The sequence below is a fragment of the Rapidithrix thailandica genome, assembly GCF_039710355.1.
GTDB lineage: Bacteria > Bacteroidota > Bacteroidia > Cytophagales > Flammeovirgaceae > Rapidithrix > Rapidithrix thailandica.
Genome location: NZ_JBDKWZ010000007.1, coordinates 186,406 through 212,538 on the forward strand (window position 1 = coordinate 186,406; position 26,133 = coordinate 212,538).

Genomic DNA, 26,133 nt, shown 5'->3' on the forward strand with positions numbered 1-26,133 from the left:
CAAAACAACCTGGAATGGGTACTTCCTAAAAAGTTTCATTTAATTTGTTAATAGTTATTAACAAAATGGAGATATTCCTATTTTCAGTTAAATTTAGAACTTAATCGAACCGTCAAGATCAACTAACATCATTCAAACTAACAATTAAACCTCTTCTCCGAATGAAAAATACAGAGAACCAAATTCTTACTCCTTTAATTGATTCCCTTACACATGGTGTATGTCTTAAGAACGCTTCGGGTGAAATTATTTTGGTCAATGAAGCCTTTTGTCAACTGTATGGCTATACTCGGGAGGAAATTGTAGGAAAGCCATTCTCATTGTATATCAACTCCTGCGAGGCTGCCAGCCCCACCTCACTTCACCTGCAACAATTTACCAATGCAAGCTTGCTTGGGAAGCCTTGTCATATGGCTGTAAAAAAAGGTGGAAGTTTATTTTATGTGGAAGTCAGGAAAAAATGCTATTCAGAAAAAGGCAAAGAAGATTTAGAACTGATTGAAGTGCACGAACGCCCGGCCCCCTACCTCTTGGCTCCTCTTAACCGGGAAGATGCACTGCTTCAAAACATTGCCGATGTGGTGTTCATTCACAATTTTCAGGGTCAATTCAAACTCTTTTATAACAATAGTGAGGATGCCTTATTTCCACCTACACACACCGTTGGTAAATCTATAAAACATCTCCCACTTCCTGCTTCCGCGTTACAAAAATTGATCTTGGCTCATGGACTGAGTATACAAACCGGGAAGACGCAAAATTTTGAAATTAAAGTGGAGCAACCTACCGGAATCCATTTCTACAATGTCAAAGTAATTCCGAATAATCATCAAGAGGTTTTGACACTGTTCCATAACCAAACGCATTTAAAGTCTTGGCAAACAGAAGCGCTTAAAACAAAAACACATTATAAGGTCGTTACCGAAAACATCCGGGAAATCATCAGTATTTATAACCTGTCCGGAAAGATGGAATACATATCGCCATCGGTGTACGATACTTTAGGATATACCGATGAAGAATTACTTCACTCTCCGGGACTTATTTGTATTCACCCGCAAGACTTATGGCCACTCAAAGAACTAGGTCTCAATATCGCTCAAAGAAATATTAGCTCCGGAAGTATTCAATACCAAATCAAAGATAAGTTTGGCAGGTACCGCTGGTTTGAATCATTGTTTAAGCCGGATAAGAAAGAAGGGAAAGTCAATAAAATCATCGTAATCAGTCATGATATCACTCAACTGAAATCTATCGAGAAAAAGGAGCGAAAATCGCGAATCAAGCAAGAAGTCATTCAAGAAGAGTTGCTGAAGAATCATTTTGAATTGGTAGAGAGGCATGTCTCCGAACGGCAACTGAACCAGGAGATTCAATTGAGCAAAGAGCGTTATGAATTAATGCTCGACTCCGTCACCGATGCCATATGGGTTTTTGATTTTCAATGGAAAGTCAAACTATGCAATTCGGCAGCACACAAAAACCTTCAACTCCCCAAAAATGAAATTACCCACCAGACCTTTCAAGAGTTGTTTCCCGACAAATTAGACAGTCCTTTGTACATCGGGTATCAACTGGTGATGAAGAACCGCGCAACCACCACTGTCACTTATAAAGACATCCGCAAGGGAAAAACCCACTGGTACCAAGCCCAAATATACCCGGTAAAAGACGGTATTCTCAGCATCACCACGGAAGTCACCTACCGGAAAGTGGCAGAACAAAAACTCAAAGAAAGTGAAGAGAAATACCGTTTACTTTCTGAAAACTCCCGCGATTTAATTTGCCTGCATGATACGGATGGTACTTTTTTGTACATTACCCCTTCGGTCAAAGAGATCTTGGGATATGATGCCAAAGAACTGCTCGGAACACTTCCGCTTGCCATCATCCACCGGGAAGATTACCAAGCCAAAGTACAAGGCAGTGCCTCCAAAATACTACAAGGGCAAATCAATGAAAAGCTGGAATACCGTATCCGGAAAAAAGACGGTTCCTATGTATATTTTGAAACCAATATGCAACCTATCTTCAACACTTCCGGAGTGTTGATCCGCCTACAGAGCACCTCCAGAGACATCACGGCCAGAAAACTTGCCGAAGAAAAAATCATTGCCAAAAACCGGGAGCTTGAAAAGGCCAACAAAGAATTAGATCAATTTGTATACAGTGCTTCGCACAACTTACGGGCACCTTTGTCCTCCATTTTGGGACTTATCAATATTACCAAACTGAGTTTTCAAGACGAGGGGGTATTAGAGTACTTTCAAATGATGGAAAAAAGTATCCGGAAACTGGACGAAACCATTCACGAAATCAACGATTACTCCAAAAACAACCGGGTGGAAATACGGGTAGAAAAAGTAGATTTTGAAGCTTTGGTGACCCAATCCATTGAAGATTTATTTTACCTGGAAGAACTCAAACGCATTAAGTTCTCTACCAATATCCAATGCGATACCCCTTTCTTTTCCGATAGAAACCGCCTGCAAGTGGTACTGACCAATATTTTATCCAATGCTGTCAAGTACCAAAACTTGGATCAAACACATCCCCAAATCAACATTGACATTAAAGCATCCAACCAACAAGTATTCATCAAAGTGAAAGACAACGGCATTGGCATCAGCCCAAACTACCAGGAGAAAGTATTCAACATGTTTTTCAGGGCTACAGACAAGGCCTCCGGTTCCGGGCTCGGACTTTACATTGTAAAGGAAACCATTAACAAATTGAAAGGTACCATTCACATTTGTTCCAAAGAGTATGTGGGAACGGAAGTAAGCATTTGGCTGCCGTCTACCGATCTTGTAAAACAAAAAGAACAAGGCCTATGATTATAACATTTGCCCCAAACCGAAAGTCAATACAAATAGCAGCGTAGTCAAGGCCATTTGTTTCAGGAACGGGTCCAACTGAGCGGGTTGTTTAAATTGTCGCACAGCACTGGCGTTTCGCCATAATAAGGGCAGAGTTACCAAAAATAGCCATTGATACGAAGACGTATAATTCAGAAATACATAGGCGACCCCACAGGCAATTCCAACACCTAATAAGGTCCAATGATAGAAAACCGCATTACTCCGCCCGATCCGGACCGGAATGGACCGTTTCCCGGCTTTTTCATCCGACTCGATGTCCCGGATGTTATTTACATTCAATACGGCTGTAGCAAATAACCCGCAACTGGCAGCCGGAAGCAAATGCATCGCAGACAGCCCTCCGGTATGGAGGTACATCGTTCCCAAAACGCCGACAAAACCAAAAAACACCATCACAGAGATATCGCCCAGCCCGGCATATCCATAAGGATTCTTACCGGCCGTATACTTTACTGCCGCCCAAATGGACACAATTCCCAATAGGAAAAACAGGAGGATGATTTTCATTTTTTCGATGCCCACTGCGATCAGCAACAGCGAGATCCCGGAAACCAAAGAAAGGAGTACAAATACTCCCATGGCCGTTTTCATTGCTTGCGGGGTGATCTTTCCCGCCTGAACGGCACGAGAGGGGCCGGAGCGCTCCGCACTGTCCGCACCGTGCACACTGTCGCCATAATCGTTAGCCAGGTTGGAAAGAATTTGTAAGAACAGCGTTGTGGTAACACTCAAAACAAAAACTTCCCAACGAAAAGCCTGTTGACCGGCAGCTAAGAAACTACCCATAGCAATGCTAGACAAGGCCAATGGCAAGGTGCGTAAGCGAAATGCTTCAATCCAAACTTTGATATTCATCTTGAAATTCTTTCCAAAAAACTGTGAACGTAATAGACTCCGAAATCCACAAAAATATTAATATTTTTACAGATTGAAGCGCTTGAGTAAACACAAAGTCTCCACACTGGTAAATTAGTGTATCACTTAACAAACTGCTCAATGCAGAACCAATAATAGAAAAAGATTATGAAAAGGAAAAAAGTGGTTGTATTAACGGGCGCAGGCATCAGTGCCGAAAGCGGTATTCCTACCTTCAGAGCTTCAGACGGCCTATGGTCAGGGTATAGAGTAGAGGAAGTGGCCACCTTTGAGGCCTGGAAACGCAATCCTGCCCTGGTGCAACAATTTTACAATGACCGAAGAAAACAAGCCCTCACGGCCAAACCGAACCGGGGCCATAAAGTAATAGCCGAATTGGAAAAATACTTCGATGTAACGGTGATCACCCAAAATATCGACAACTTGCACGAACGGGCAGGCTCTTCGGACGTGCTTCATCTGCATGGAGAGATTACCAAATCCCGTAGTACACTGGATGAAAATCTGGTTTACTTGATCGATGGCTGGGAATTAAAAATCGGAGACAAATGTGAAAGAGGCTCCCAACTCAGGCCTCATATCGTATGGTTTGGTGAGGCTGTTCCCATGATGGAAAAAGCCACGGAAATCACCCTGACAGCCGATATCTTTTTGGTAGTAGGCACTTCGCTAGTGGTATACCCGGCTGCCAGCTTGTTAGATTATGTAGAGGGGAGTGTGGCCAAATACATCGTGGACCCGGACATTCCCAATGTCAACAACCGGCCTAATTTGTTTTTTATCGAACAAAAAGCCAGCTTGGGCTTGCGCAAAGTCAAAGACGAATTGATTGAAAAATATGTCATCAATGCTTAGAGCATACGGTTATTTGACCAAAGAAGGTTTCTAAGGAATATAAAAACAAGCCTGTAATGACGGATTACAGGCTCCGGAGGAAATAGGTTTCAAGTGCGGTTCGCATTCTAACTGGAATATTCGGTCAGCTCGATATAGTAGCCATCCGGGTCCGCCAAAAACAATTGTTTTGCTCCGTCCGGACGGTTTTTAATAGGTCTGTGAACTACTGCTAATTCTTGAAATTTCGCTGCAAAGGAATCAACGGAGTCTACTTGCAGGGCAAAATGTGCTCCCCTAGGTGCCGATGCCACCGGTACTTCTTTACTGCGGATACCGATGATATGTAACTCATGATCTTCTCCCAAGTAAAACCAGGCCCCGGGAAAGTCAAATGCAGGGCGTGCTTTCGGACGAAGCCCTAGTACATCTCTATAAAATGCCACACTCTTCTCCACATCCTCTACATGTATCGCTACGTGATTGAGTTCTATTACTTTCATAAATAATATATCTGAATTTTACCTTAAAATCATCCGGTTATTACAACTTTGCCCCTCTTAAAAACTCCTCAATATGCATGCGTTTTTTCCCTGCTTTTTGGATTTCCTCTATACTCACAAAGCCATCTTTCGTTTTAAAATACAAATAATGTTTATGATCCGTAGCATAGGCTTTGCCCACTTCCGCATGGACCGGCTCGTTTACGATCGAAGCGTTAAAAACTTTACATTGTTTACCTTCTAAGGTCATCCAGGCGGCCGGGTATGGGGATAACCCCCGGATGAAATCATATACTTCTTGAGAAGTTTTCCCAAAATCTATTTCACAGGTCTCCTTAAAAATCTTAGGAGCTTTCTTCAATTCTCCTCGGCTCATCTGAGGACTCAATTGATAGTCATTGGCTTCGATTTTTTGTACCGTTTTCAACACTAACTGTCCGCCTTTTTCCATCAAACGCCCGTACAATTCTCCCACAGTATCCGTGCTGTGAATAGGTTCTTTATCTTGTAATATCACATCCCCGGTATCAATGGCATGTTGGAGAAAGAAAGTGGTTACCCCGGTTTCTTTTTCCCCATTGATAATTGCCCAATGGATTGGCGCGGCTCCGCGATATTGAGGCAACAAAGATGCGTGCAAATTAAACGTACCGTACTCCGGCATATCCCACACTGCTTCCGGCAACATACGGAAAGCCACCACCACTTGCAGGTTGGCCTGATAGGACTTTAACTCTTCAATGAATGCAGGGTCTTTGAGGTTTTTGGGTTGTAAAACAGGGATATTTTGCGCAACGGCAAAATCTTTCACCGGTGAAGTTTGTACCTTCAGGCCTCTCCCGGCCGGCTTATCCGGTGCGGTGATCACTGCCACCACATCAAATTTGTTTTTGACCAATACTTCCAGACTGGGAACGGCAAACTCCGGAGTTCCCATAAAAATGATTCGCAGGTTTCTTTTCTCCATAAGGCTTCGTTTTTCAAACAAAATTAACAAGTACAGGGGATTCCCGGCAGCATATCCTTCCCTTCTTTCAAATCTTTTTCCCTGACTTCTCAAAGCATGTTGCTGATACCTGCTTCTGCAAACGCTGTCAACTAATTACTTACCTTAATTTGCTGTTGGTAGCGCAATGTGGAACGGGCAACCCCAAACCCTGCCTCTATCTCTATTTGAGGAAATGCAGTTTGTAAAGCAATCCGGATAATGGCCATATGGTGGATGGCATGTTCAATATTATACATCAACTCCCGGTAATATGAGGTAGAAATAAGCACCTGCTCCGAAGAAGGCACCGTAGAATAACAAGCGTTGAGTTGCAAGGGATAATCGCATTCTTTTTGCCGGACCAACTCGGATACCTCCTTGAGTTTTCTTAAAGCTAAAGCATGGCTTTCTTCCAGAAGTTGATCGTGTTTTCGCTGGTCGTAGCAAATCACCTCTCCTTCTTTCCCGGCTAGCATGGTTTCATAAAATTCGAGGATATGTCTGAAATGCTTGCCAATGGTATTGCCATTCAGCACGGCTAAACTGCGGGTAAACTCCGGTTCCCTTAGTTGTCGAAGTAAGGAAGAAAGCTGTTCAAAGAGTTCCAGAGATACTTGTTGGAGTGTCATGGTTTAGTAATGTTTAATATCGTTTGTGTAAGATGGATTTTAGTTTCTTTACTCATTGCCCGGCCACTTCCCATCGCCCCACCGGCCAAGACAGTTGTTCTATTTTGCCTAAAGCGCTCCATCATTTGTCTTTATAATAAGATAAAACCCGATAATTCTACAAATTAAAAAACCGGCCGGTATTACAAATGTCTCACAGACTACATACAAGCATGTTTCATTCTAAAAAAAGGAAGTGTGATTGCTTCATTCGGAGTTTTTAGCAAAAGTGCATTTTCACTCATTGTTATTGACAGTCACATTACAAATGAAGCAACTAAGAAAAGGCATCCGGCCATAGAATTTACTAATAAGTCTTAAGTAATTCTTTCAATACATTGCCCGTCCACTAGCTTTGGGGCAACTAACTATCTTTTGAAATAAATTGTTAATCTATCAAAATCCTTTTAAACAAAAGGGATAACTACCAACTGAATATCAAGTAATTACCCACCTTATAATCCTTCTCTAAAATTTACTTTTTTTACTAATCTAACAAATTCAGCACTATGAAAAAATGTATTATTACTTTATTGGTTTGTTTCGGTTTATCACAAATAACGCTTGCAGAAAACCTCCCTTTCACCGTAAAAGAACAAGAAGCACAGTGCAGTAAAGGGAAGCAAAATGCTTATATGGTGGACATTCCACAGGCCAAGCAGGATATTGTAGAAAAGGAGTGGATAAAACTGATCCGGAAGGGCACAAAATCCAAAATAGAAAACAGTGGTAAAGAATTTTCACTCCGTGATGCCCATCTTGCCGGTTTAAAAACAGACAGTTTGAATATTTACAACCGCATTGAGCCCTTTGACCAAGGTACCCGTCTGATTGTGTTTTTTGAAACCTCCGAAGGTTTTTTATCCTCTGCCAGTGATCCGGCCAACAGTAAAAAAGCGGTTAAACTCTTACAGGAGTTCGGGTTTACCATCTATGTAGAGGTAATCCAAGAGGAATTGAATATGGAAGAGGACAAGCTTTCCTCTTTGGAAAAAGAACACAATAGAATGATCAAAGACAAAGAGAAAATGTACAAAACCATTAAGCTTAACAAACATGAAATTGAGACTTTACAACATGAAATTGACCAAAACCGCTTGAAAGCAGGGCAAGGGTTTGTTCAAACGCAAGACGGGGAACTCAGAAGCAGAAGTTTAAGCCCTATTGACAAAAAAACGAAAAAGGAATTGGATAAGGAAGCGAAAAAACTCCATAAAAAAGTATACAAACTGGAAGCCGAAAACCGGCAAATGGAAAGAGATATTGAACATACTCAATCCCGGATAGATGAGAAACTCCAAAAAGTAGAAGAGCAGAAAGCAGTTGTAAAAAGTGTAGAGGGAAAGTTACAAAATGTTAAATCCCAAAAACCATAACACACTATACATTTATCCGAGCTGCAGTGAATGATATACTATTCCGCTGTTTGACTCAGTTAGACAAACCGGCAGAGAGTTTTCCCTTCTGCCGGTTTGTCTACAAAGCCCCGTCCCGGGATGCTTTTTGCCTACCTTAACAAGATGCAGGCGCAAAACCTGCAATTTGCTAAGTTGAATAATGAATATAATTCTATGCTTCCGTTAATTTGTTGGCCCTTTTCCCAAGATATTGTACGTAACCGACAAGATTATATAGTAAAATATCACTAATGGAATCGCTGCAAAGCCCAACAGAGCCACTAACCCTACTGCTCCAAGGATCAATAAATAACGCCACATATTACTTGCAAAGGCAAAGCTTTTGAATTTTAAACTGAGCATTGGCAGTTCGGCCACCAAGAGTAAGGACATTACTACTATAATACTTATAAGTAACCACTCTTGTTGTAAGAGGTGGGCATACTGTGGGAATTCGGCCGCCATCAATGGAATAAACCCGATCAGAAAGGCATTAGCAGGAGTAGGCACCCCAATAAACTGTTCTGATTGCCGGGTATCAATATTGAACTTTGCCAAACGGAGAGCAGAGAAAACAGGAATCAACAAAGCTACATAGGCAGCATACGCCAAGGGGTTGTCCATGGGGCCGTTATACAAAAACTTCATCATGATAAAACCAGGCAGCACCCCGAAAGTTACCATATCTGCCAAAGAATCCAACTCCTTGCCCATAGGAGAACTCACTTTTAATAGTCTTGCTACAAAGCCATCAAAAAAATCAAAAATGCCGGCAAATAACATCATATAGGCGGCCATGGTTAAGTTGCCCTGAAAACACAAATCGATACCGATACAGCCACAAGTCAAGTTCCCACAAGTGAACAAATTAGGAATATGTTTTTTCATAAAGTTAGTTTGAAATTCATGCTTGGTGAAAGCACATTGAATGAATTGCATTTTCTGTAATCTACGAATATCTAGGCGAAGAGAAAGGAACAATGACCTCTTTGACTTCGCTTGTCCCAAGACAGTTTTTTGACTTTGGACAAAACAGGTTTTTTGTACAATTTATTAGCAAACCATGAAATCGGCCAGATGAATTCATGGTTTGTAAAAGCCTTTCGGGTTACTCCGCGTTTAGGAAGGGATTGTGTTGTTTTTCAAAGCCTATGGTGGTACTGGGCCCGTGTCCACAGTATACCACCGTCTCTTCCGGTAACTCAAACATCACGTTTTTGATACTTTGAATCAGGGTAGTAAAGTCCCCCCCGGGCAAATCGGTCCGGCCAATGCTTCCCTGAAACAATACATCCCCGTTGATACAAAAGCCCTGCGATTCGCAATAAAATGCCACATGCCCTTCGGAATGCCCCGGAACAAACAGCACCTTCAATTCCGAATTTCCAAAGCGTATCACTTCGTCTTTTTGGATGGTTCGAGCTATTTCGGCAGGAGCATACTGTGTAAACCCGTAAACGGGAGCATATACGGGCACAGAATTGAAGCCGGCTACTTCGTACTCGGGCACTTCCAACCCTACCTCAAAGGTGTCTGTTACAAATTTATTTCCCAGCACATGGTCAATATGACAATGTGTATTGAATAACCTCACAACTTTTAATTCGTTTGAGCGAATAAACTCCTCCAGCTCAGCTTTTTCAGCTTTTTCATAACAACCCGGATCTATTAGGACGCATTCCTTTGTTTCATCATAAAGAAGATAGGTATTTTCAGCAAATGCGTTGAACGTAAAATACTTAACTTGGACCATGCCTGTATGCGGTTATTTTAATAGACAATAAAAATCGAAGAGGTAAAATTATTGCGAATGAAGGAATATCTTATCAGAAATTGCATTTTGAATTGCCTAAATGCAAAAGAGGGGATATTTTTGCCCATTCATTCCTAAAATATTCCCATTCGTTACATTAAAGTTTATATCCTATGGAATTTTAGGCGAACTTTGCTATGCAATTATCACCATATAGATATTTTGGACGAAAAAGCTAAAATAACAAAGCAATTTAAATTTCTTCTTTATTCTGAAAAGGGCATTATAGAATAATTTTTGCGGCAATAATATTTTCAAATAATTCAAGTCAAAAAAACAACATTAACGTAGCGGGAAAACAAGGTTTCTAATCTAAAAGGAAATTATGAGACAATTAAAGATCACTCAATCTATTACCAACAGGCGGGAAAGTCATACGCTGGAGAAATATTTCAATGAAATCAGTAAGCAAGAGTTGTTGACTCCAGAAGAAGAGGTGGAACTAGCCAGAAGAATAAAACAAGGGGATCGTAAAGCTTTAGAAAAATTAGTCAATGCTAACTTAAGGTTCGTAGTTTCAGTAGCCAAACAATATCAAAACAGAAACCTTCCTTTAAATGACCTGATCAACGAAGGAAATTTGGGATTGGTGAAAGCAGCTCAAAAATTTGATGAAACACGGGGATTTAAATTTATCTCCTATGCCGTATGGTGGATCCGGCAAACCATTATGCAAGCCATTGCAGAGCAATCCAGAATTGTACGTTTGCCTATGAACCGTACCGGAGCGCTGAATAAAATTCATAAAACCATGGCAGAACTTGAGCAAAGGTACGAAAGAGAACCTACGGCTGAAGAACTGTCTGAAATCCTGGAAATGGATGAATTCGATATCACCAACACAGTAAGTGCCGGTGGTAAGCATATGTCTTTGGACGCTCCTTTCCAAGAAGGCGAGTCTAACTCCCTATACGATGTGATGCCTGATCATAGCATCGAAAAAACCAACAAAAAAGTGGACCATAACGACTCCCTTAGTGTGGAAACCGACCGGGTACTCTCAACGTTACAAGAGCGCGAAAAGAAAATCTTAAAAATGTTTTTTGGAATTGGGTACGAACACCCTATGTCTTTGGAAAATATTGGAGAGGAATTAGGTCTGACAAGAGAGCGGGTTCGCCAGATTAAAGAGAAGGCAATCAAGAAATTACAAGCCAGCTCCAAGCGCAAATTGTTAGCCGAATACTTAGGCTAGTCAAATAAAATTTATCAACTTCATATATAAAGGCTACTCCCAGCGAGTAGCCTTTTCTGTACTCCTTTTCCACTCTTCTGACCAGGCATTTTTCGTTTTTTTTACACACTGATGAACTTATTCTCGAATTGTTCATCAGTCCTTGCCAATTGTTCATAGTGAAATAGTTATCTTTGCAACTTCTTTTAATTAATCATCTTATATGAAAAGCATTAGGAACGTAGCTATCATTGCCCATGTAGACCATGGCAAAACTACGCTGGTTGACAAAATATTGCATGAGGCGAAGTTATTCCGGAGTAATCAACAAATCAATGAATTGATTCTGGATAACAACGACCTGGAACGTGAACGGGGAATCACTATCTTATCAAAAAACGTTTCGGTAACCTACAAAGATGTAAAAATTAACATCATCGATACCCCTGGTCACGCGGATTTTGGCGGGGAAGTAGAGCGAGTGTTAAAGATGGCAGACGGGGTAATCTTATTAGTCGATGCCTTTGAAGGACCTATGCCTCAAACACGCTTTGTATTAAGTAAAGCCCTCTCTTTGGGACTAAAACCCATTGTGGTGGTTAATAAAGTAGATAAAGAAAACTGTCGCCCGGACGAAGTTCATGAGGCGGTTTTTGATTTAATGTTCAATTTGGAAGCAACAGAAGAACAGTTAGAATTTGAAACTTTGTACGGTTCTTCCAAAAACGGGTGGATGAGTCATGATTATAAACAGCCTACCGATACCATCACGCCTCTACTAGATACTATATTGGAAAAAATCCCGGCCGCGCCTCAACCGGAAGGGATACCTCAATTCCAAATCACTTCGTTGGATTACTCTTCATTTGTAGGGCGTATCGCCATCGGCCGGGTCTACCAAGGCTCCTTAAAGGAAGGGGACTTTATGGGCTTATGCAAAAGCGATGGTACGGTAAAGAAAGTCCGTATCAAAGAGCTACACGTATTTGAAGGCTTAGGAAAACTGAGAGCAGAAGAAGTAAAAGCCGGAGACATTTGTGCCGTAACCGGTATTGAAGATTTTGAAATCGGAGACACCTTGACCGACTTTGAAAATCCGGAAGAAATGCCTCGTATCGCTATCGATGAGCCTACGATGAACATGTTGTTTACCATTAACAACTCTCCATTCTTCGGAAAAGAAGGAAAATTTGTAACCTCACGCCATATCAGAGACCGTCTGTTCAAAGAAACAGAGAAAAACCTTGCTCTAAGAGTGCAAGAAGGGGAATCTGAAGACAAGTTTATTGTATTTGGCCGGGGTATCCTTCACTTGGCAGTATTGATCGAAACCATGCGGAGAGAAGGGTATGAATTACAAGTAGGGCAACCTCAGGTAATTTACAGGGAAATTGACGGGCAAAGATGTGAGCCGATTGAACAGTTGGTCATCGACTTACCCGAAGAGGTTTCAGGAAAAGCCATCGAATTAGTCTCTCAACGGAAAGGCGAAATGAAAGTAATGGAGCCTAAAGGGGATATGGTACACTTGGAGTTTGAAATCCCTTCCAGAGGTCTGATTGGCTTGAGAAACAACGTATTGACAGCTACCGGAGGAGAAGCGGTAATGAATCACCGCTTTAAGAGTTATGAGCCGTACAAAGGTGAAATTCCTGAGCGTTCCAGTGGTTCTATCATCTCTATGGAACAAGGTCCTTGTACTGCTTATGCATTGGACAAACTGCAAGACCGCGGTATCTTCTTCGTAGAGCCTGGAGACGTTCTTTATAACGGTCAGGTAATCGGAGAACACAGCAAAGGAAGCGACATTGTCGTAAACGTACAGAAAGGTAAAAAACTAACCAACGTTCGTGCGGCAGGTTCTGATAAAGAAGCCAAACTCGCTCCGAAGAAAGTATTCTCTTTGGAAGAAGCCTTGGAATACATTCAGAAAGATGAATATGTAGAAATAACGCCTCAGACTATCCGGTTACGGAAAATCATATTGGACGAAAACCAACGCAAAAGAGCAGCGGCAAAAATCTAATAAAAGGCTGATTTTTTTTATAAACGCCATCTCATTCATTGAGTATGGCGTTTTTCTTGTTCCGACTTATTCAACTATCCAGGGGACATAAAGTTTCTATACAACCTAAATAGAGTATCCCCGTATTTTAAAAAAAACTAAATCAAAATAAGATCAACCGATGAAGCGCTTAATCACTCTAATCCTTTGTTTGGCATGTTTTCAGTTTGCCTCGGCACAAGTTTTCAAAATGGGAGTCAAAGGCGGTCTGAATACCTCAAATATCCGCATCAGCAATTATGTCAATTCGAATAAAATTGGTTCGATAGAAGCCGGAGACGCTCAATTAGGCTATCATTTGGGACTTATGGCAAGGGTAAAAATCCCGGTCATTTCCATATATGTCCAACCGGAATTATTGCTGACCTCCGGAAGTAATGAATTCAAAACCGACCTTACTCCATTAAGTCTGGCAGAGGTGGAATACAAATACAAAAGGTTGGATATTCCCGTTTTACTGGGTTTTAAGTTTGGCCCTGCCCGTATCAATGCCGGCCCGGTTTACAGCCGGATCATTCACGAAAAATGGAACAACAGCGATATGGTAGAGCCTCACGCCAATGAAGGCACATGGGGCTTCCAGGGAGGAATGGGCGTGGATATTCTCAAAAAGCTCGCACTTGATTTTCGCTATGAAACCAATTTGAGCAAATTTGGCGAAGGGATGAGCCTAGCCGGAGAAGAGGTAAAATTTGATTCTCGCTCACAACAATGGATTCTCAGTTTAGGGGTCTATTTCTAAAATAGACCAAAAATAACCTCAACCTGTTTCCGTAGAAAGGAAACAGGTTTTTTTATATCCGAATCACGCTTACCGCTAGTGAAGCTTTGGCTTTTTCCCCTTTATGATTACTTCCACTCAAGCGTATCCTTCCTCTTCCTTTCTGAAAAGAGAGGACCACACCATAAGACGGCTTAGCTAGCTTCCTTAACGCATTTGCCTTGCGAGCTTTAAAGCGACTTATTCATATTCTCCTTCAAAATAATCCATTTGATCATTGATTTTGGCCTGTAGTCCGTAGAGCTCTTCTTGCTCTTCAAAAGACAAACCATCATAGTCGGATTTTTGGCTTAACTCTTCGATACGCTCGAACAGCTGGCTTGGTGTTAGATCATCCAGATCTATTTCATATTGTAAAACCATGATATTGAAAAAATAGTAAAAGAAAATTTCAGCGAGAGGTACTGTTCCGGAACCATCGGTAAAACACAGATTCCGGTAGAGGAAAGGTAACTTCCAACAAGGATATATAGCAATCAGTATAGAGTGTTTCTTGCTCAATTTCAGACAATTGAGAATTTGTTTCCCCTAAGGTAGAGGAATAAATCAATATCTCCAAAACTTCCGCTCAGACTTAATAATAGCTTTAAATACGGTTCATATTTATGGCTGATTTACCTGGAAAAAGCGGTTTTTTGTTACGGGTTGATTGAATGTTAAGAAGCGGACAAGGTTGGATATAAAAAACAATGGCTTACCAGTTCGTTAGCATCTGGCAAGCCCTCTATTGATGAGTTTTACGGAAATGGAATGAGGTTACTTTTCACAGAGCATTTTCAACTTTTGCAATGCTGCCTGATAATTTTCTGACAGTCTTTTGTCAAATTGTGCCAACATCGCATACCAACGGGTCAAGGGATTCATGCCCAAATCTCCGCTTTCTTCCCAGGTGACCAATACACCTGATTCGGTCGGTAATAGGGTAAACCGTACTTCGGAAAACAAACTGTTATCTTGCATTTGTACATTTAAACGGATCAGGCTATCCGGTTTAGACTCCACGATCTCCATTCTGCCGTTGGATGCGTCATAATTCCATGTAAAAATGGCCCCCGGGCCTTCTTCCGTTCCACTTATTGAGGTATTGGCATTCGGCAAGTCATGCAAGTCCAAAGCCCAATCCTCCCAGTATTCAAAAGAATTTAATATATTAAAAACCGAAGCTTGCTTTGCCTCCACAAGGATACTTTGTTTCACATGATAAGTGCCAGGCAACATATATCCACCCAAAGCCAAAAGTATCACGGCAGCTAACACCCCCAAAGAGAAAAATCGAAAAGTCCGCATGTTCTGTCTTTTATTTTCCGCAAAACTAGCTTAAAAATCCCAATGCCTGTAGATTTTGCATTGGAAATCACCTAGATTAAATTACCTTTGCCCTTTCAATGTATAATGGTATTGCTGTGTCTTTATCCGAAATTTACCTGATGCAGGCTCCTATGAGGATACCACAAGCAAGAAGAATAGCCGGGTGGTTTTACACCATAGCCGAAAACCTCATTATCCATTGTATTACAAATTGTTAAGAATTTTCAGTTTATAATCGACATATAAGGTTTATGTTTGATAATCTCAGTACGAAATTAGATCAGGCGTTCAAAACCCTCAAAGGGCAAGGGAGAATCACCGAAATTAACGTTGCGAACACCGTTAAGGAAATCCGGAAAGCTCTTTTAGATGCGGATGTTAATTACAACATTGCCAAGTCAATTACCAATGAAATAAAAGATGAGGCATTAGGGAAAGATGTACTTATCGCAGTAAAGCCCGGGGAACTGTTTATCAAAATCGTTTATGATAAACTAGTGAGCCTTATGGGTGGTGAATTGGCGGAATTTACTCCTACCGGTTCCCCAGCAGTAGTATTGATCTCCGGTTTGCAGGGTTCGGGTAAAACCACCTTCTCTGCCAAGTTAGCAAACCGCTTAAAAGCCCAAGGCAAACAAGCATTGTTGGTAGCTTGTGACATCTACCGTCCGGCAGCGATCGACCAATTGCATACCTTAGGGGAGCAAATCGGAGTGGATGTATTTTCCGAAAGGGAAAACAAAGACGCCATCTCCATTGCCCAAAAGGGGATTCAATACGCGAAAGCCAACGGTAAGAGCATCGTCATTATAGATACTGCCGGTCGCTTGGCAGTGGATGAGCAGATGATGCAGGAGATTTCAGCGGTCAAACAAGCGGTACAGCCTTCGGAAACCTTGTTTGTAGTGGACTCCATGACCGGTCAGGATGCGGTAAACACTGCCAAAACCTTTAATGAACGCTTGGATTTTGACGGGGTCGTCCTCACCAAGTTAGACGGTGATACCCGGGGAGGTGCGGCTCTATCGATCAAAACGGTTGTCAACAAGCCGATCAAATTTATCAGTACCGGTGAAAAACCGGATACCTTGGATGTATTCCACCCTGACCGTATGGCCAAGCGTATCTTGGGCATGGGTGATGTGGTGTCGTTGGTAGAAAAAGCACAACAGGCATTTGACGAAGAAGAAGCCAAAAGGCTGAACAAGAAGCTGCGTAAAAACCAGTTTGATTTAAATGACCTACTCTCTCAAATCCAACACATCAAAAAGATGGGTAACCTGAAGGATTTGATGGGTATGATACCGGGCATGGGTAAGATGCTCAAAAATGTGGATGTGGATGATGATGCATTCAAGCCGGTAGAGGCAATCATTTCTTCGATGACCCCTACAGAACGTGAAAACCCCGACATTATCAATAACAGCAGAAAACGGAGAATTGCCACCGGTAGTGGTACTTCCGTACAACAAGTTAACAACTTGCTGAAGCAGTTCCAGGAGATGAAGCGAACCATGAAGAAAATCAATACGATGCAAGGGATGGGCGGTTTGCCGGGCTTTGGAAAGAAAAAGAAGAAGAAAGCAAAAAGATAATACACGAAAAAGAGGTTTTGCCCGAAAGCAAAACCTCTTTTTTATACTGGCAAATGACTTTCTATGAAATTTGCCCTTGGATACGTTTTTCCAATTCAACTTTAGAAGAAGCGCCAATTAACTTCTCAACTACTTCGCCTCCCTTAAATACCAACATAGTAGGAATGCTTCGAATGCCGAACTTTGCAGAGCTTTGCGGATTAGCATCTACATCTAACTTCCCGATCACCGCCTGACCGTCAAAATCCTCCGCTAATTCCTCTACTACCGGAGCCATCATCAAACAAGGGCCACACCAAGTTGCCCAGAAATCCACTAACACAGGCTTATCCGATTTCAATACAACTTCCTCGAAGTTGTCATCAGTAATAGTGACTGCTTTTGACATTTTTAGAACTTATTTAGTTATGAAAATATGTTAATTTGTACAGTTATAACTTCTCTTATAAACTACAATCAAATATAGAAAAGTTCACATGGAAATTCATTTTTCTATAAAAAAGAATCTTTTCCTTTAAATAAAGTGGTATCGAATTTATACCCAAGTGGTTTTTTCTTCTACAGGCTTGCGTTTTCCTTCCGGAATAGTCGCTTCGGGATAGCCCACATAGAAAAAACCCAACAATAAATCTTTTTCCCCCAAGCCTAACATTTCTTTTCCCTGCTCGGTATATGTGAGCCCACCTGTAGACCAATACGCGCCTACCCCGTAAGCTGTGGCAGTCAAATGCATATTTTGTACGGCACATGCAACCGCCTCGATTTCTTCGATTTCAGGAATACGTTCGCTGTCTTGTCTTTGCATAACAATGGCAATGACATGAGAGGCCTTTGAAGGGTTTGTCAACAACTTTTCGTATTTTGCTTGCAAAAAGTTTTCCACGGGTGTGGATTGCTTATACACCTCAGCCTGGTATTTACCCAGCTTTTCCAAAGCTGCTCCGGTGAACACGAAAAATCGCCAAGGCTCGGTTTTTCCGTGATTTGGAGCCCAATTGGCATTTTCTAACAATTGGTCGATAATATATTTTTCTACTTTCCGGTCAGAGTACTGTTTAGGGAATACAGAGCGTCTGCTCTGTATCAGTTTATTGATTTGTTCTATATCAAATGTTTCCATATGCGTTTTAGCTATCTTTGGTTAAGCACCTGTAAACCAATCCCTCAAGAGGGAAAGCTACACCTGCCTTTTCGCAAAGGTAGTGCACATAAGTTTAAGTAAGAAACCTACTTTACATTCCTGTCGACTGTCCGGTTGGTTTGCCTCCTGTCACTCCACATAAATTTTTTATATATCCCCGTTTAAAATTGTATGACAGCTTTGTTCTAATATTATAACTTTGCGCTCCTTAAAAAAACAACTATTGTACTTTAGTAAAAAATAATAGGAATTTGTGATGACATGCATCCAATTATTAGTAAGTACTATCATTGTTTATCTCAGTTCGCTATAATCACCCATGGACAACAAAGTAAGTATATTTTCCTTCGAAGACACCCGCGTGGCTTTTGAAGCAAAGACCAATAAGGAACTAAAACAAGCCTATTTCCTTTTTTCAAACTTGAATAATACGTTTCTGGTAGCCTTGGGAACCTTACTTTTACGATGGATACTAAAGCTCCATTTGCCTCTAAAAAACTTAATTGAAAATACACTTTTCCAGCAGTTTTGTGGAGGGGAGAGCATACGCGAGTGTGAATCTACCGTCCGGCATTTAGCCAACTATCATATCCGCACGATACTGGATTATTCTGTGGAAGGAGAAAAGAGCAAGAAAGGCTTTGACCAAACAGAAAAAGAACTTCTCCAAACCATCCAAAAAGCAGCTACAAACCCATCCATTCCCTTTTCAGTGTTCAAGGTATCAGGGATTGGCCCTGTACATGTGTTGGAAAAACTCCAACAGGGACATGCATTGACGGCCAAAGAGCAGGAGGCTTACAAGCTGTTTAAAATGAGGTTTGAAAACCTTTGTCAAACGGCCGCTGCTTGTAAAGTCAGAATCCTGATTGATGCAGAAGACAGCTGGTATCAACAACCGGTAGATGAACTGGCCTTTGAAATGATGGAAAAATACAACAAGGATGCCGCTATTGTGTACAACACCTACCAAATGTATCTGCGCAATAAACTAGAACAATTAAAATCAGATTGTGAAAGGGCTAAAGAGAAAGGGTACCGTTTTGGGGTTAAGTTGGTCAGAGGGGCGTATATGGAGAAAGAAAGAGCCAGGGCTAACAAACTCAATTATCCGGACCCTATTCAACCTGATAAACAGCAAAGTGACGAAGCTTTTAATGCTGCTTTAAAATATTGTGTGGGCCATAAAGAAACCATTAGCCTTTGTGCGGGAACTCATAACGAAGACAGTAGTTATTACCTGGCAAAACTCATGAACCAATACAGCATTCACCCTAGTAGTCCGGAAGTATACTTTGCGCAATTATACGGCATGGGCGATCATATTTCTTATAACCTGGCCAAGGCAGGTTATAATGTGGTGAAGTATGTACCTTTTGGTCCGGTCAAAAAAGTAATCCCCTACTTGATCCGGAGGGTTCAGGAAAATACCTCTGTGGCAGGCCAAAGTAGCCGGGAGTTACTTTTGATCAAAAAAGAACTTCATCGAAGAAAAACAGGGGAATAAAAAAAGCCGGCTACTTGTCAGATAGCCAGCTTTTTCATCAAGCATTTATTCAAAATAAGATCAATATTGACTCATAAATTTCCAGTCGTAAAAGCGCTCGTCAATCCGGCAGCGCATCCGGTTATAGTTTTGCCAATTGTCAGCAACATAATATATGGAAGGGAGGTTTTTGCCAAGCGTTTCTTGAAAATCCTTCAAATAAATTCCGTTTCCGTAATAATACTGGGCAAACTTCTTTCCTTCTTCGTTTAACTGTTCCTCTGCCACATAACCGTCCCAAAGTTCCGCTAAAATCCCACAACAAGTTTCGTGTCGTTTGAAACGTAAAATTTGTGTTTCAAATTCGTCTTCAAAAAACGAACTGTAAAGCTCCTGTTCAATTACCCAAGCTAAAAAAACACCAATAGGCAAATAAGCATTTTCTACAGGCAGTTCCTCTGGAAAATTATTTTGGAAATGCTCTCTGACATCGTCAATAACTTGTTGCATGAATTTTATTCTGAATAGTTATAAATCCCTAATATAACCTCAAGAAAGTACGATTTAGTATAAATAATTATCGCTAATTCATTATTTTCTTGAATTTACTATTCAAGAAGTTCGGCAAGCCTGCATTATACAAGGAGGAGCTTCAGAGTTTTACTTTTTCGCATTGCTCTCCTTCGTGGAGTTCAGGTACTGCACCATACAAGCCACGGTATAGCCATACTCACATGCTTTTTGATACAGCTGTTGAGCCATCTCTTTATTCCCGGCTTTTTCTTCCAACCGAGCTAATTCCGCACAGGCTTCCCCATAGCCTCCTTCACAGCTTTTTTGAAAAGCTTCCTTTGCCAATTCCCGGTCTTCTTGTGCCTTCAAAAGCCCTAGGCGATAACAGCTTTTGGCATGTCCTTTTTCACAAGCCTCTTTCCAGAACATGGTGGCCAATCCTTTAAGGTTACTTTTCTGGGCCATTTCACCTTTTAAGTATGTGATCTCTAATAAGTGTTCTTCATACTCTTCCTCGTTCAACACCAGTGCTTCGCATTTTTCTTGAGAAGCTTTTGAAAAGCGTGTGTTACTTACAATTCCATTCTTACCGATCAGGGTTTCTCCGTTTTCCAAATGCAGTTTTAACATTCCGGTGGCAAGTTCAATGTAAAGCGTATTTTCCAATAGCCAATAAGGAGCTTTTACCCGGGTGTATTGATTTTGCAATTTTACTTCTTTGGTATCGATAAATTCAAGTTTTTTAAACAAGCCCGTTTGGGCCGTATACACTCCGCACAAGGTTGGTATTTCTTTGGCTGTTTGTCCAAACGAATAAAATTGACCGGTAAAAACCAGTACAAAAGCCAAAGCTCTTGGATAATTCATGGTAATAATCAAGTTATGTTATTAGTTATCAATAGTTTAATCTATGTTCACATTACCAACTTGTTGGCCGTGTTTACAAGAGCAAAATTGCCTGATAACTCCTAAAAAAATATCCCCGTAAACGGGGATTTGAAAAATTACCTGAATATAAGGCTTTCCATTTACAATACCAACAAACCCGTAAAAACCATTAAGGCCACCCTGATAGGGTAGCCTTATACATTTGGTAGGTAAAAAAAATAGCCGCTTAACTTAGTCAACTTTCACAACTAAGTACTTTGAAGAATTCCAGAACAAATCGGGATTCAAAATTTTGATTTCCTGCACCAGTTTATCTTTTACTTCCAGTTCATAGGATTCTTTAGGGTGAGTAGTCACAAATTCGACTTTTTTGCTATTCACCGGGATGGTAGTCACTTCAGTAATATTTATTTTATTAAAAGCCGTTTCATCCAGCTTTGTGTTCAAAGTAGAAGTTTTTCCCATTCCTAAGAAGCCTCCTTTTTTCACAATTACATTTTTATTTGCCAAGACACCCTTATCTCCAACTACATAATAGCCCGTGTTCAAAGACGCTGTTTGTTGAGCAATGGTTTCCGTTTGTTCGTCAATGGTTTGTTCCCAAGTAGCCAGTTGCTCTTTTTGCTCTTCGTAATTTTTGGTTAACTCCGTATAATTTGTATTCAACTCCTTATATGAGAAGTTAAGCTCTTCCAAGTTGTTTTTCAAAGAAGCAATTTCTTTATCTTTCACTTCCAACTGTACTTTCATTTGCTTTTTCAAGCTGGCCAGCATCCGGTTCAGTTGAGAGTTATTATTAGAGGTATTCTCTAATTTTTCACTCAATTCCTGAATTTTTTGTTTGTTTTCCACCATCAGGTCATTGATTGCAGAAATGTCATCCATAATACGGTTTTTCATTTCAGACTGACTCAATCCCTTACTCTCACTGGTGATGGAGATATTTGCTTCTCTCTCGCGGATTTCAGCCAGGTTCTGTTCTATTTCAGAGAAGTGCCCCATAAAGGTATTAATGGTAGAATCACTCTCTTCGGAAAGCATTCTTAGTTGATGGTTTTCGGCCTTCAGTTTTGACAATTCTTCTTTATTACAAGAGAATAAAGAGAGGCTCACTAATCCGATCAATAAATACTTTTTCATCGGTTCATAATTTTGATAAATACTCAATATCTGCTTTTTATATAAAAAATTGTGTGCCAGTCATTTTTTTTCCCACAAAAACAAATATTTAATTCATTATCAATACATTACAATAAACTTAACATCCCATACATTTTAGCTTCATGTTGAAATAATACCCAACTTGAGTAGCTGCACCCCGGAATAATCTGTGGATTTTTCTTTCAGAACCCTACAAATCATTGCCTTTCCGACAAGATATAACTTCGCTTGTTCCCTTCATCATTCCCTCATTTAATTATGGGGAATAGAGAAATGAGCACTAATTTTATACCTCAAAAAATCAGTCGTAATCGATAAAATGAGTGGGCTTACAACATAACCCATTGGCTTACTGCCTCTTTTATTATTGACTAACCGGGGGCAACAGCCCTCCCAGAGTTTTTTAAACAACCATAAAATCTATTTATTCAATGTTTAGAAAAATAAGCTTACTGGCCATCGCACTTCTTATTCAACTAAGTGCCGTAGCAAAAGAAGGCATGTGGCTTCCTTTATTATTAAAATCGCTGAACGAGGAAGACATGCAAAGCAGAGGATTCAAGTTAACCGCCGAAGACTTGTACTCCATTAACAAATCCAGTTTAAAAGATGCCGTGATCCGCTTTGGCAATGGCTGTACCGGGGAAGTCGTCTCCGATCGGGGCTTGTTGTTTACCAATCATCACTGTGGATACGGGCAGATTCAGGCACATAGCAGTGTGGACAACGACTACCTGACCGAAGGGTTCTGGGCGATGAACCAGGCCGAAGAATTGCCTAACCCCGGACTTACCGTCACCTTTATTGTGAACATTGCCGACGTCACCAAAAAGGTCCTGCAGGGTGTGAATGAATCTATGACCGAAGCGGAACGTCAGAAAAAAATCAATCAAAACATTGAAACAGTGAGAAAAGAAGCGGAAGGTTCATCGAAGTATAAAGCGATGATCAAGCCGTTTTTCTATGGGAACGAATACTATATGTTTCTTACGGAAGTATACAAAGACATCCGTTTAGTCGGTGCCCCTCCTTCTTCCATCGGAAAATTTGGCGGTGATACGGATAATTGGATGTGGCCCAGACACACCGGGGATTTTTCAGTTTTCCGTATTTATGCCGATAAAAACAACCAACCGGCCGAATACGCTGCAGACAATGTACCCTTCCATCCTAAAAAACACTTCAAAATATCGTTGAAAGGTGTTCAACAAGGAGATTTTACTTTGGTATATGGATTTCCGGGTACCACCAAACAGTACTTGACTTCTGATGCCGTAGAATATGTAACCCAAGTCACCAACCCGGCCAAAATCCAATTGCGAGAAAATAGCTTAGCCATTATGGATGCTGCCATGAAAGCCAGCGATGAAGTCCGGATTAAATACGCTGCTAAATATGCGCGTATCAGTAACTATTACAAAAAGTGGATCGGGGAAAACAATGGTTTGAGAAAACTGAATGCCTTGGAAAAGAAAAAAGCATTTGAAAAAGAATTCACCCGACAGTTGGCAAAAAATCCCGCCTTACAGAAAAAATACGGCACCTTGTTGCCAACCTTCCAAAGTCAATACAAAGAATTGGAAAAATATGCCTTTGCGACAGACTACTTCAGAGAACTGTATTTCTATGCGCCAGAACTCATTCGTTTTGTTTCTAACTTCCGCAAGTTGCAAACAAATATTGAACAACTGGAGCAAGATAAACAACTGGACAATGAGGTGGAAAAGTTGAAAAGTGCGACTCAAAGGCATTTCAAAAACTACGACCTAGCAACAGATCAAAAACTATTTGCAACAGTAGTCGCGATGTATCAACAAAAAGTAGATCCTTCATTGCACCCGGAGGTATTCCAAATGGTACAAAACAAATACAATGGGGACTGGGGGAAATATGCGGAGTATGTGTACAACAAGTCCATCTTTGTCCGGGAAGCATCGGTAAACGACTTGTTAAGCAATGTCTCTAAGAAAACCGCTAAAAAATTAGCGAAAGACCCGGCTTATCAGTTTGTAGAAAGCTTTTTTGTTTCATATATGGAAAAAACCCAACCGAGCTACAAGGCTATTTCGGATAAGATCGACCGCATGATGAGAGATTATGTGAAAGCCCAACGGGAAATCTTTACGGAGAAAACCTTCTGGCCGGATGCCAACAGCACTTTACGTATCAGCTATGGGAATGTAGAAGGTTCAAATCCTCGCGATGGAATGGAATACAACTACTTTTCTACCCTGGAGGGAGTGATGGAAAAACGCAGAACCGATGTGTCAAAAACACATGAGTTTTATGTTCATGACAAACTAGTAGACCTGTATGAAAAGAAAGACTTCGGTCAATACGGTCAAGAAGGTAAAATGCCGGTTTGTTTTATTGCCTCCAACCATACCACCGGAGGAAACTCCGGAAGCCCGGTACTGGACGGGTCCGGCAATTTGATCGGTATCAATTTCGACAGGAGTTGGGAAAGTACGATGAGTGATATTATGTTCAACCCGGAACAATGCCGCAACATCACGGTAGACATCCGGTATGTGCTATTTGTGATTGACAAGTTTGCCGGAGCTTCTCATTTAGTAGAAGAGTTGGATCTGGTACGCAATTAATGATAAAACTGACTATTAGAAAAGCCCTGCGGTTTGAGCACCACAGGGCTTTTTTATCCTAGAAATTTGTTTATTTGGGCATCATCTCAATTTTTTCATCTTCCAGGGTAAAATAATGCCCCATCACATCTGCAGTCAAACAGGAATGTACGGGTAAAACCCCCAACACACTTCCTACCTGTACACTCTCGGCCACATCTTCCGGCAATTGCACCGTTCCATGTTCTTGTGAGAGGGCTACCAAATAGCCTTCTACCGGTTCGGTCCAGCCTTCATCTGTCAACAGTACCATTTGCCCATAATAAGGCTTTCCCTCTTCATCTATTAAAAAATCTTTGGAGAAGTGCACGGCCCCACCATGAATTACAACGGTGTTAGTAGCTTCATTTTTAGTCACTACCGGGCAAGCCATTACCACGGCTATTTGTTCCGCTGTACACGAACCGATTGTAGCCTGCATCAAATCGTAAAACACAAAGTTACCGGGGCGAATTTCATCTACTCCCGACAAGTCTTCCACCAAGCTACACGAAGGCGTATCCCCCAACGAAACTTCCAGCTCAGGCCATTGAGGTCGGTACTTTTGCTTGAGCCCATGCAATAAGCTGACAGACTGTTGGTAAATCTTGTTGACGGCTTCTTTTCCTTTGACTTGATACGTATGGCCATCGTGTGTTAAAAAACCCCGGAAGTGCAACTTATCAGAAGCCCGGATACAGGCTAATATCCGGTCAATATGTTCGTAATCATCCGCAGGTAAGCCCGTACGGTGATAGCCGGTATCAATATCAATATAAATGTCAACCCCTTTCTTTAAATGATCGGCCAGGTACAATACACTATCCACATTCATCACCAATAGATTGAGCCTGATCTGTTGGGCTAATTGGTTGATCCGGCCGATTTCTAAAATATTCACCGGAAAGGCCACTGTAATATCCGTCCACCCGTCTTTGGCAAAATATTCAGCCATTTTCAATGAAGACACCGTAATACCTGAGACCCCCTGTTCTCTGTACCACCTTCCCACTTCCCAAGACTGGGCGGTCTTAAAATGTGGTCTTAACCGGACATCATGTTGGTTTGCTTTCTTCAGCATGCGCTTAATATTCTGCAAACATTTATTTTTATCCAATAGAAGTGTGGGCTCGATAAGCTTCATATTTGTTTATTTTGTCTTTAGGGAAAAGCTCCTTTAGTAAATTTAAAAAATCTGGCTGAATTATAGTGTGTTATGTACGTATCCCTTCCAAAGATAAAAGTCAATGACCGAATCTCTCGTTTCCAGGATCTTAAAGGCGAAGAAAATTTTGAGTTAAACCGCTCTTCAACATACTTCTCAGTATGCACAGCCCTACCTTTTAAGACAAATGAAAAAAGAGAGTGAACAAATTACCTTTCTTTGCATACGGAATAAAATACAAATTGAAGTAGTTTACACTTATAGTTTTTGACCG

General features: G+C 41.0%; 23 protein-coding genes. 9 read left to right on the forward strand and 14 right to left on the reverse strand.

Annotated features, from left to right (window positions below; genetic code table 11):
* The first annotated feature begins 161 nt into the window (after positions 1-161).
* Positions 162-2,837 (forward strand): PAS domain S-box protein, encoded by a 2,676-nt coding sequence (locus AAG747_RS13770; RefSeq protein ID WP_346821759.1) that lies wholly within the window; start codon positions 162-164, stop codon positions 2,835-2,837.
* Here AAG747_RS13770 and AAG747_RS13775 read toward each other — a convergent pair whose 3' ends face one another.
* Positions 2,838-3,737: a 1,4-dihydroxy-2-naphthoate polyprenyltransferase gene (locus tag AAG747_RS13775; protein ID WP_346821760.1), complete on the reverse strand. Its 900-nt coding sequence runs from the start codon at positions 3,735-3,737 to the stop codon at positions 2,838-2,840.
* Positions 3,738-3,905: 168 nt separating this feature from the next.
* Between AAG747_RS13775 and AAG747_RS13780 the strand changes: the two genes are divergently transcribed.
* Positions 3,906-4,613 carry an SIR2 family NAD-dependent protein deacylase gene (locus AAG747_RS13780; RefSeq protein WP_346821761.1) on the forward strand — a complete coding sequence of 236 codons (708 nt, stop codon included), beginning with the start codon at positions 3,906-3,908 and terminating at the stop codon, positions 4,611-4,613.
* A 107-nt stretch (positions 4,614-4,720) separates the two neighbouring features.
* On the opposite strand, the gene AAG747_RS13785 is transcribed toward AAG747_RS13780, so the two are convergent.
* The 3 genes from AAG747_RS13785 to AAG747_RS13795 all read right to left on the reverse strand — a co-directional run bounded on the left by AAG747_RS13785 (position 4,721) and on the right by AAG747_RS13795 (position 6,712).
* A complete protein-coding gene (locus tag AAG747_RS13785; RefSeq protein WP_346821762.1) occupies positions 4,721-5,095 on the reverse strand; it encodes a VOC family protein in 375 nt (124 codons plus the stop codon).
* Between the two features lie 40 nt (positions 5,096-5,135).
* A complete protein-coding gene (fmt, locus tag AAG747_RS13790) occupies positions 5,136-6,062 on the reverse strand; it encodes a methionyl-tRNA formyltransferase (protein WP_346821763.1) in 927 nt (308 codons plus the stop codon).
* Positions 6,063-6,193: 131 nt separating this feature from the next.
* Positions 6,194-6,712, reverse strand: a complete 519-nt coding sequence (locus AAG747_RS13795; RefSeq protein ID WP_346821764.1) for a hypothetical protein — start codon at positions 6,710-6,712, stop codon at positions 6,194-6,196.
* Between the two features lie 548 nt (positions 6,713-7,260).
* Between AAG747_RS13795 and AAG747_RS13800 the strand changes: the two genes are divergently transcribed.
* Complete coding sequence (locus AAG747_RS13800; RefSeq protein ID WP_346821765.1) at positions 7,261-8,127, forward strand: coiled-coil domain-containing protein; 867 nt, start codon at positions 7,261-7,263, stop codon at positions 8,125-8,127.
* 204 nt (positions 8,128-8,331) lie between these two features.
* Here the strand turns inward: AAG747_RS13800 and pssA are convergent, their stop codons facing one another.
* Positions 8,332-9,036 carry a CDP-diacylglycerol--serine O-phosphatidyltransferase gene (gene pssA, locus AAG747_RS13805; RefSeq protein ID WP_346821766.1) on the reverse strand — a complete coding sequence of 235 codons (705 nt, stop codon included), beginning with the start codon at positions 9,034-9,036 and terminating at the stop codon, positions 8,332-8,334.
* A gap of 220 nt (positions 9,037-9,256) precedes the next feature.
* Positions 9,257-9,901: an MBL fold metallo-hydrolase gene (locus tag AAG747_RS13810; protein WP_346821767.1), complete on the reverse strand. Its 645-nt coding sequence runs from the start codon at positions 9,899-9,901 to the stop codon at positions 9,257-9,259.
* Between the two features lie 385 nt (positions 9,902-10,286).
* On the opposite strand from AAG747_RS13810, the gene AAG747_RS13815 reads away from it, so the two are divergent.
* The 3 genes from AAG747_RS13815 to AAG747_RS13825 all read left to right on the forward strand — a co-directional run bounded on the left by AAG747_RS13815 (position 10,287) and on the right by AAG747_RS13825 (position 13,942).
* Positions 10,287-11,156, forward strand: a complete 870-nt coding sequence (locus AAG747_RS13815) for a sigma-70 family RNA polymerase sigma factor (RefSeq protein ID WP_346821768.1) — start codon at positions 10,287-10,289, stop codon at positions 11,154-11,156.
* A 202-nt stretch (positions 11,157-11,358) separates the two neighbouring features.
* Positions 11,359-13,161, forward strand: a complete 1,803-nt coding sequence (typA, locus tag AAG747_RS13820; protein ID WP_346821769.1) for a translational GTPase TypA — start codon at positions 11,359-11,361, stop codon at positions 13,159-13,161.
* A gap of 160 nt (positions 13,162-13,321) precedes the next feature.
* The gene (locus AAG747_RS13825) at positions 13,322-13,942 is read left to right on the forward strand and encodes a porin family protein (RefSeq protein ID WP_346821770.1); all 621 of its coding nucleotides are present in this window, start codon (positions 13,322-13,324) and stop codon (positions 13,940-13,942) included.
* Positions 13,943-14,161: 219 nt separating this feature from the next.
* On the opposite strand, the gene AAG747_RS13830 is transcribed toward AAG747_RS13825, so the two are convergent.
* Both AAG747_RS13830 and AAG747_RS13835 read right to left on the reverse strand, forming a co-directional pair.
* Complete coding sequence (locus AAG747_RS13830) at positions 14,162-14,344, reverse strand: hypothetical protein (protein ID WP_346821771.1); 183 nt, start codon at positions 14,342-14,344, stop codon at positions 14,162-14,164.
* 393 nt (positions 14,345-14,737) lie between these two features.
* Positions 14,738-15,268, reverse strand: coding sequence for an SRPBCC family protein (locus AAG747_RS13835; RefSeq protein WP_346821772.1), 531 nt, complete (start codon positions 15,266-15,268; stop codon positions 14,738-14,740).
* Between the two features lie 272 nt (positions 15,269-15,540).
* Here AAG747_RS13835 and ffh point away from each other — a divergent pair, with 272 nt between their 5' ends.
* On the forward strand, positions 15,541-16,884 hold the full coding sequence (gene ffh, locus AAG747_RS13840; RefSeq protein ID WP_346821773.1) for a signal recognition particle protein: 1,344 nt from the start codon (positions 15,541-15,543) through the stop codon (positions 16,882-16,884).
* Positions 16,885-16,945: 61 nt separating this feature from the next.
* On the opposite strand, the gene trxA is transcribed toward ffh, so the two are convergent.
* Together trxA and AAG747_RS13850 are read right to left on the reverse strand one after the other, a co-directional pair.
* Positions 16,946-17,272, reverse strand: a complete 327-nt coding sequence (gene trxA / locus AAG747_RS13845) for a thioredoxin (RefSeq protein WP_346821774.1) — start codon at positions 17,270-17,272, stop codon at positions 16,946-16,948.
* A 147-nt stretch (positions 17,273-17,419) separates the two neighbouring features.
* Positions 17,420-18,004 carry a nitroreductase family protein gene (locus AAG747_RS13850; protein WP_346821775.1) on the reverse strand — a complete coding sequence of 195 codons (585 nt, stop codon included), beginning with the start codon at positions 18,002-18,004 and terminating at the stop codon, positions 17,420-17,422.
* Positions 18,005-18,344: 340 nt separating this feature from the next.
* Between AAG747_RS13850 and AAG747_RS13855 the strand changes: the two genes are divergently transcribed.
* On the forward strand, positions 18,345-19,532 hold the full coding sequence (locus tag AAG747_RS13855; RefSeq protein WP_346821776.1) for a proline dehydrogenase family protein: 1,188 nt from the start codon (positions 18,345-18,347) through the stop codon (positions 19,530-19,532).
* Between the two features lie 60 nt (positions 19,533-19,592).
* On the opposite strand, the gene AAG747_RS13860 is transcribed toward AAG747_RS13855, so the two are convergent.
* The 3 genes from AAG747_RS13860 to AAG747_RS13870 all read right to left on the reverse strand — a co-directional run bounded on the left by AAG747_RS13860 (position 19,593) and on the right by AAG747_RS13870 (position 22,052).
* Complete coding sequence (locus AAG747_RS13860; RefSeq protein WP_346821777.1) at positions 19,593-20,021, reverse strand: DUF7832 domain-containing protein; 429 nt, start codon at positions 20,019-20,021, stop codon at positions 19,593-19,595.
* A gap of 150 nt (positions 20,022-20,171) precedes the next feature.
* The gene (locus AAG747_RS13865) at positions 20,172-20,891 is read right to left on the reverse strand and encodes a tetratricopeptide repeat protein (RefSeq protein ID WP_346821778.1); all 720 of its coding nucleotides are present in this window, start codon (positions 20,889-20,891) and stop codon (positions 20,172-20,174) included.
* A 252-nt stretch (positions 20,892-21,143) separates the two neighbouring features.
* A complete protein-coding gene (locus AAG747_RS13870; RefSeq protein ID WP_346821779.1) occupies positions 21,144-22,052 on the reverse strand; it encodes a Cbp1 family collagen-binding glycoprotein adhesin in 909 nt (302 codons plus the stop codon).
* Between the two features lie 452 nt (positions 22,053-22,504).
* Here AAG747_RS13870 and AAG747_RS13875 point away from each other — a divergent pair, with 452 nt between their 5' ends.
* The gene (locus AAG747_RS13875) at positions 22,505-24,676 is read left to right on the forward strand and encodes a S46 family peptidase (RefSeq protein ID WP_346821780.1); all 2,172 of its coding nucleotides are present in this window, start codon (positions 22,505-22,507) and stop codon (positions 24,674-24,676) included.
* Between the two features lie 70 nt (positions 24,677-24,746).
* Here AAG747_RS13875 and AAG747_RS13880 read toward each other — a convergent pair whose 3' ends face one another.
* The gene (locus AAG747_RS13880) at positions 24,747-25,838 is read right to left on the reverse strand and encodes an alanine racemase (RefSeq protein ID WP_346821781.1); all 1,092 of its coding nucleotides are present in this window, start codon (positions 25,836-25,838) and stop codon (positions 24,747-24,749) included.
* Positions 25,839-26,133: the final 295 nt, after the last annotated feature.

Excerpts from the sequence above, each read along its gene's own strand:
- AAG747_RS13870 (WP_346821779.1), bottom strand. The coding sequence starts at position 22,052 with ATGAAAAAGTATTTATTGATCGGATTAGTGAGCCTCTCTTTATTCTCT.
- AAG747_RS13785 (WP_346821762.1), bottom strand. The coding sequence starts at position 5,095 with ATGAAAGTAATAGAACTCAATCACGTAGCGATACATGTAGAGGATGTG.
- AAG747_RS13830 (WP_346821771.1), bottom strand. The coding sequence starts at position 14,344 with ATGGTTTTACAATATGAAATAGATCTGGATGATCTAACACCAAGCCAG.
- ffh (WP_346821773.1), top strand. The coding sequence starts at position 15,541 with ATGTTTGATAATCTCAGTACGAAATTAGATCAGGCGTTCAAAACCCTC.
- AAG747_RS13775 (WP_346821760.1), bottom strand. The coding sequence starts at position 3,737 with ATGAATATCAAAGTTTGGATTGAAGCATTTCGCTTACGCACCTTGCCA.
- AAG747_RS13770 (WP_346821759.1), top strand. The coding sequence starts at position 162 with ATGAAAAATACAGAGAACCAAATTCTTACTCCTTTAATTGATTCCCTT.
- AAG747_RS13825 (WP_346821770.1), top strand. The coding sequence starts at position 13,322 with ATGAAGCGCTTAATCACTCTAATCCTTTGTTTGGCATGTTTTCAGTTT.
- AAG747_RS13795 (WP_346821764.1), bottom strand. The coding sequence starts at position 6,712 with ATGACACTCCAACAAGTATCTCTGGAACTCTTTGAACAGCTTTCTTCC.
- typA (WP_346821769.1), top strand. The coding sequence starts at position 11,359 with ATGAAAAGCATTAGGAACGTAGCTATCATTGCCCATGTAGACCATGGC.
- AAG747_RS13880 (WP_346821781.1), bottom strand. The coding sequence starts at position 25,838 with ATGAAGCTTATCGAGCCCACACTTCTATTGGATAAAAATAAATGTTTG.
- AAG747_RS13800 (WP_346821765.1), top strand. The coding sequence starts at position 7,261 with ATGAAAAAATGTATTATTACTTTATTGGTTTGTTTCGGTTTATCACAA.
- AAG747_RS13835 (WP_346821772.1), bottom strand. The coding sequence starts at position 15,268 with ATGCGGACTTTTCGATTTTTCTCTTTGGGGGTGTTAGCTGCCGTGATA.
- AAG747_RS13855 (WP_346821776.1), top strand. The coding sequence starts at position 18,345 with ATGGACAACAAAGTAAGTATATTTTCCTTCGAAGACACCCGCGTGGCT.
- AAG747_RS13875 (WP_346821780.1), top strand. The coding sequence starts at position 22,505 with ATGTTTAGAAAAATAAGCTTACTGGCCATCGCACTTCTTATTCAACTA.
- trxA (WP_346821774.1), bottom strand. The coding sequence starts at position 17,272 with ATGTCAAAAGCAGTCACTATTACTGATGACAACTTCGAGGAAGTTGTA.
- AAG747_RS13815 (WP_346821768.1), top strand. The coding sequence starts at position 10,287 with ATGAGACAATTAAAGATCACTCAATCTATTACCAACAGGCGGGAAAGT.
- AAG747_RS13850 (WP_346821775.1), bottom strand. The coding sequence starts at position 18,004 with ATGGAAACATTTGATATAGAACAAATCAATAAACTGATACAGAGCAGA.
- fmt (WP_346821763.1), bottom strand. The coding sequence starts at position 6,062 with ATGGAGAAAAGAAACCTGCGAATCATTTTTATGGGAACTCCGGAGTTT.
- pssA (WP_346821766.1), bottom strand. The coding sequence starts at position 9,036 with ATGAAAAAACATATTCCTAATTTGTTCACTTGTGGGAACTTGACTTGT.
- AAG747_RS13780 (WP_346821761.1), top strand. The coding sequence starts at position 3,906 with ATGAAAAGGAAAAAAGTGGTTGTATTAACGGGCGCAGGCATCAGTGCC.
- AAG747_RS13860 (WP_346821777.1), bottom strand. The coding sequence starts at position 20,021 with ATGCAACAAGTTATTGACGATGTCAGAGAGCATTTCCAAAATAATTTT.
- AAG747_RS13865 (WP_346821778.1), bottom strand. The coding sequence starts at position 20,891 with ATGAATTATCCAAGAGCTTTGGCTTTTGTACTGGTTTTTACCGGTCAA.
- AAG747_RS13810 (WP_346821767.1), bottom strand. The coding sequence starts at position 9,901 with ATGGTCCAAGTTAAGTATTTTACGTTCAACGCATTTGCTGAAAATACC.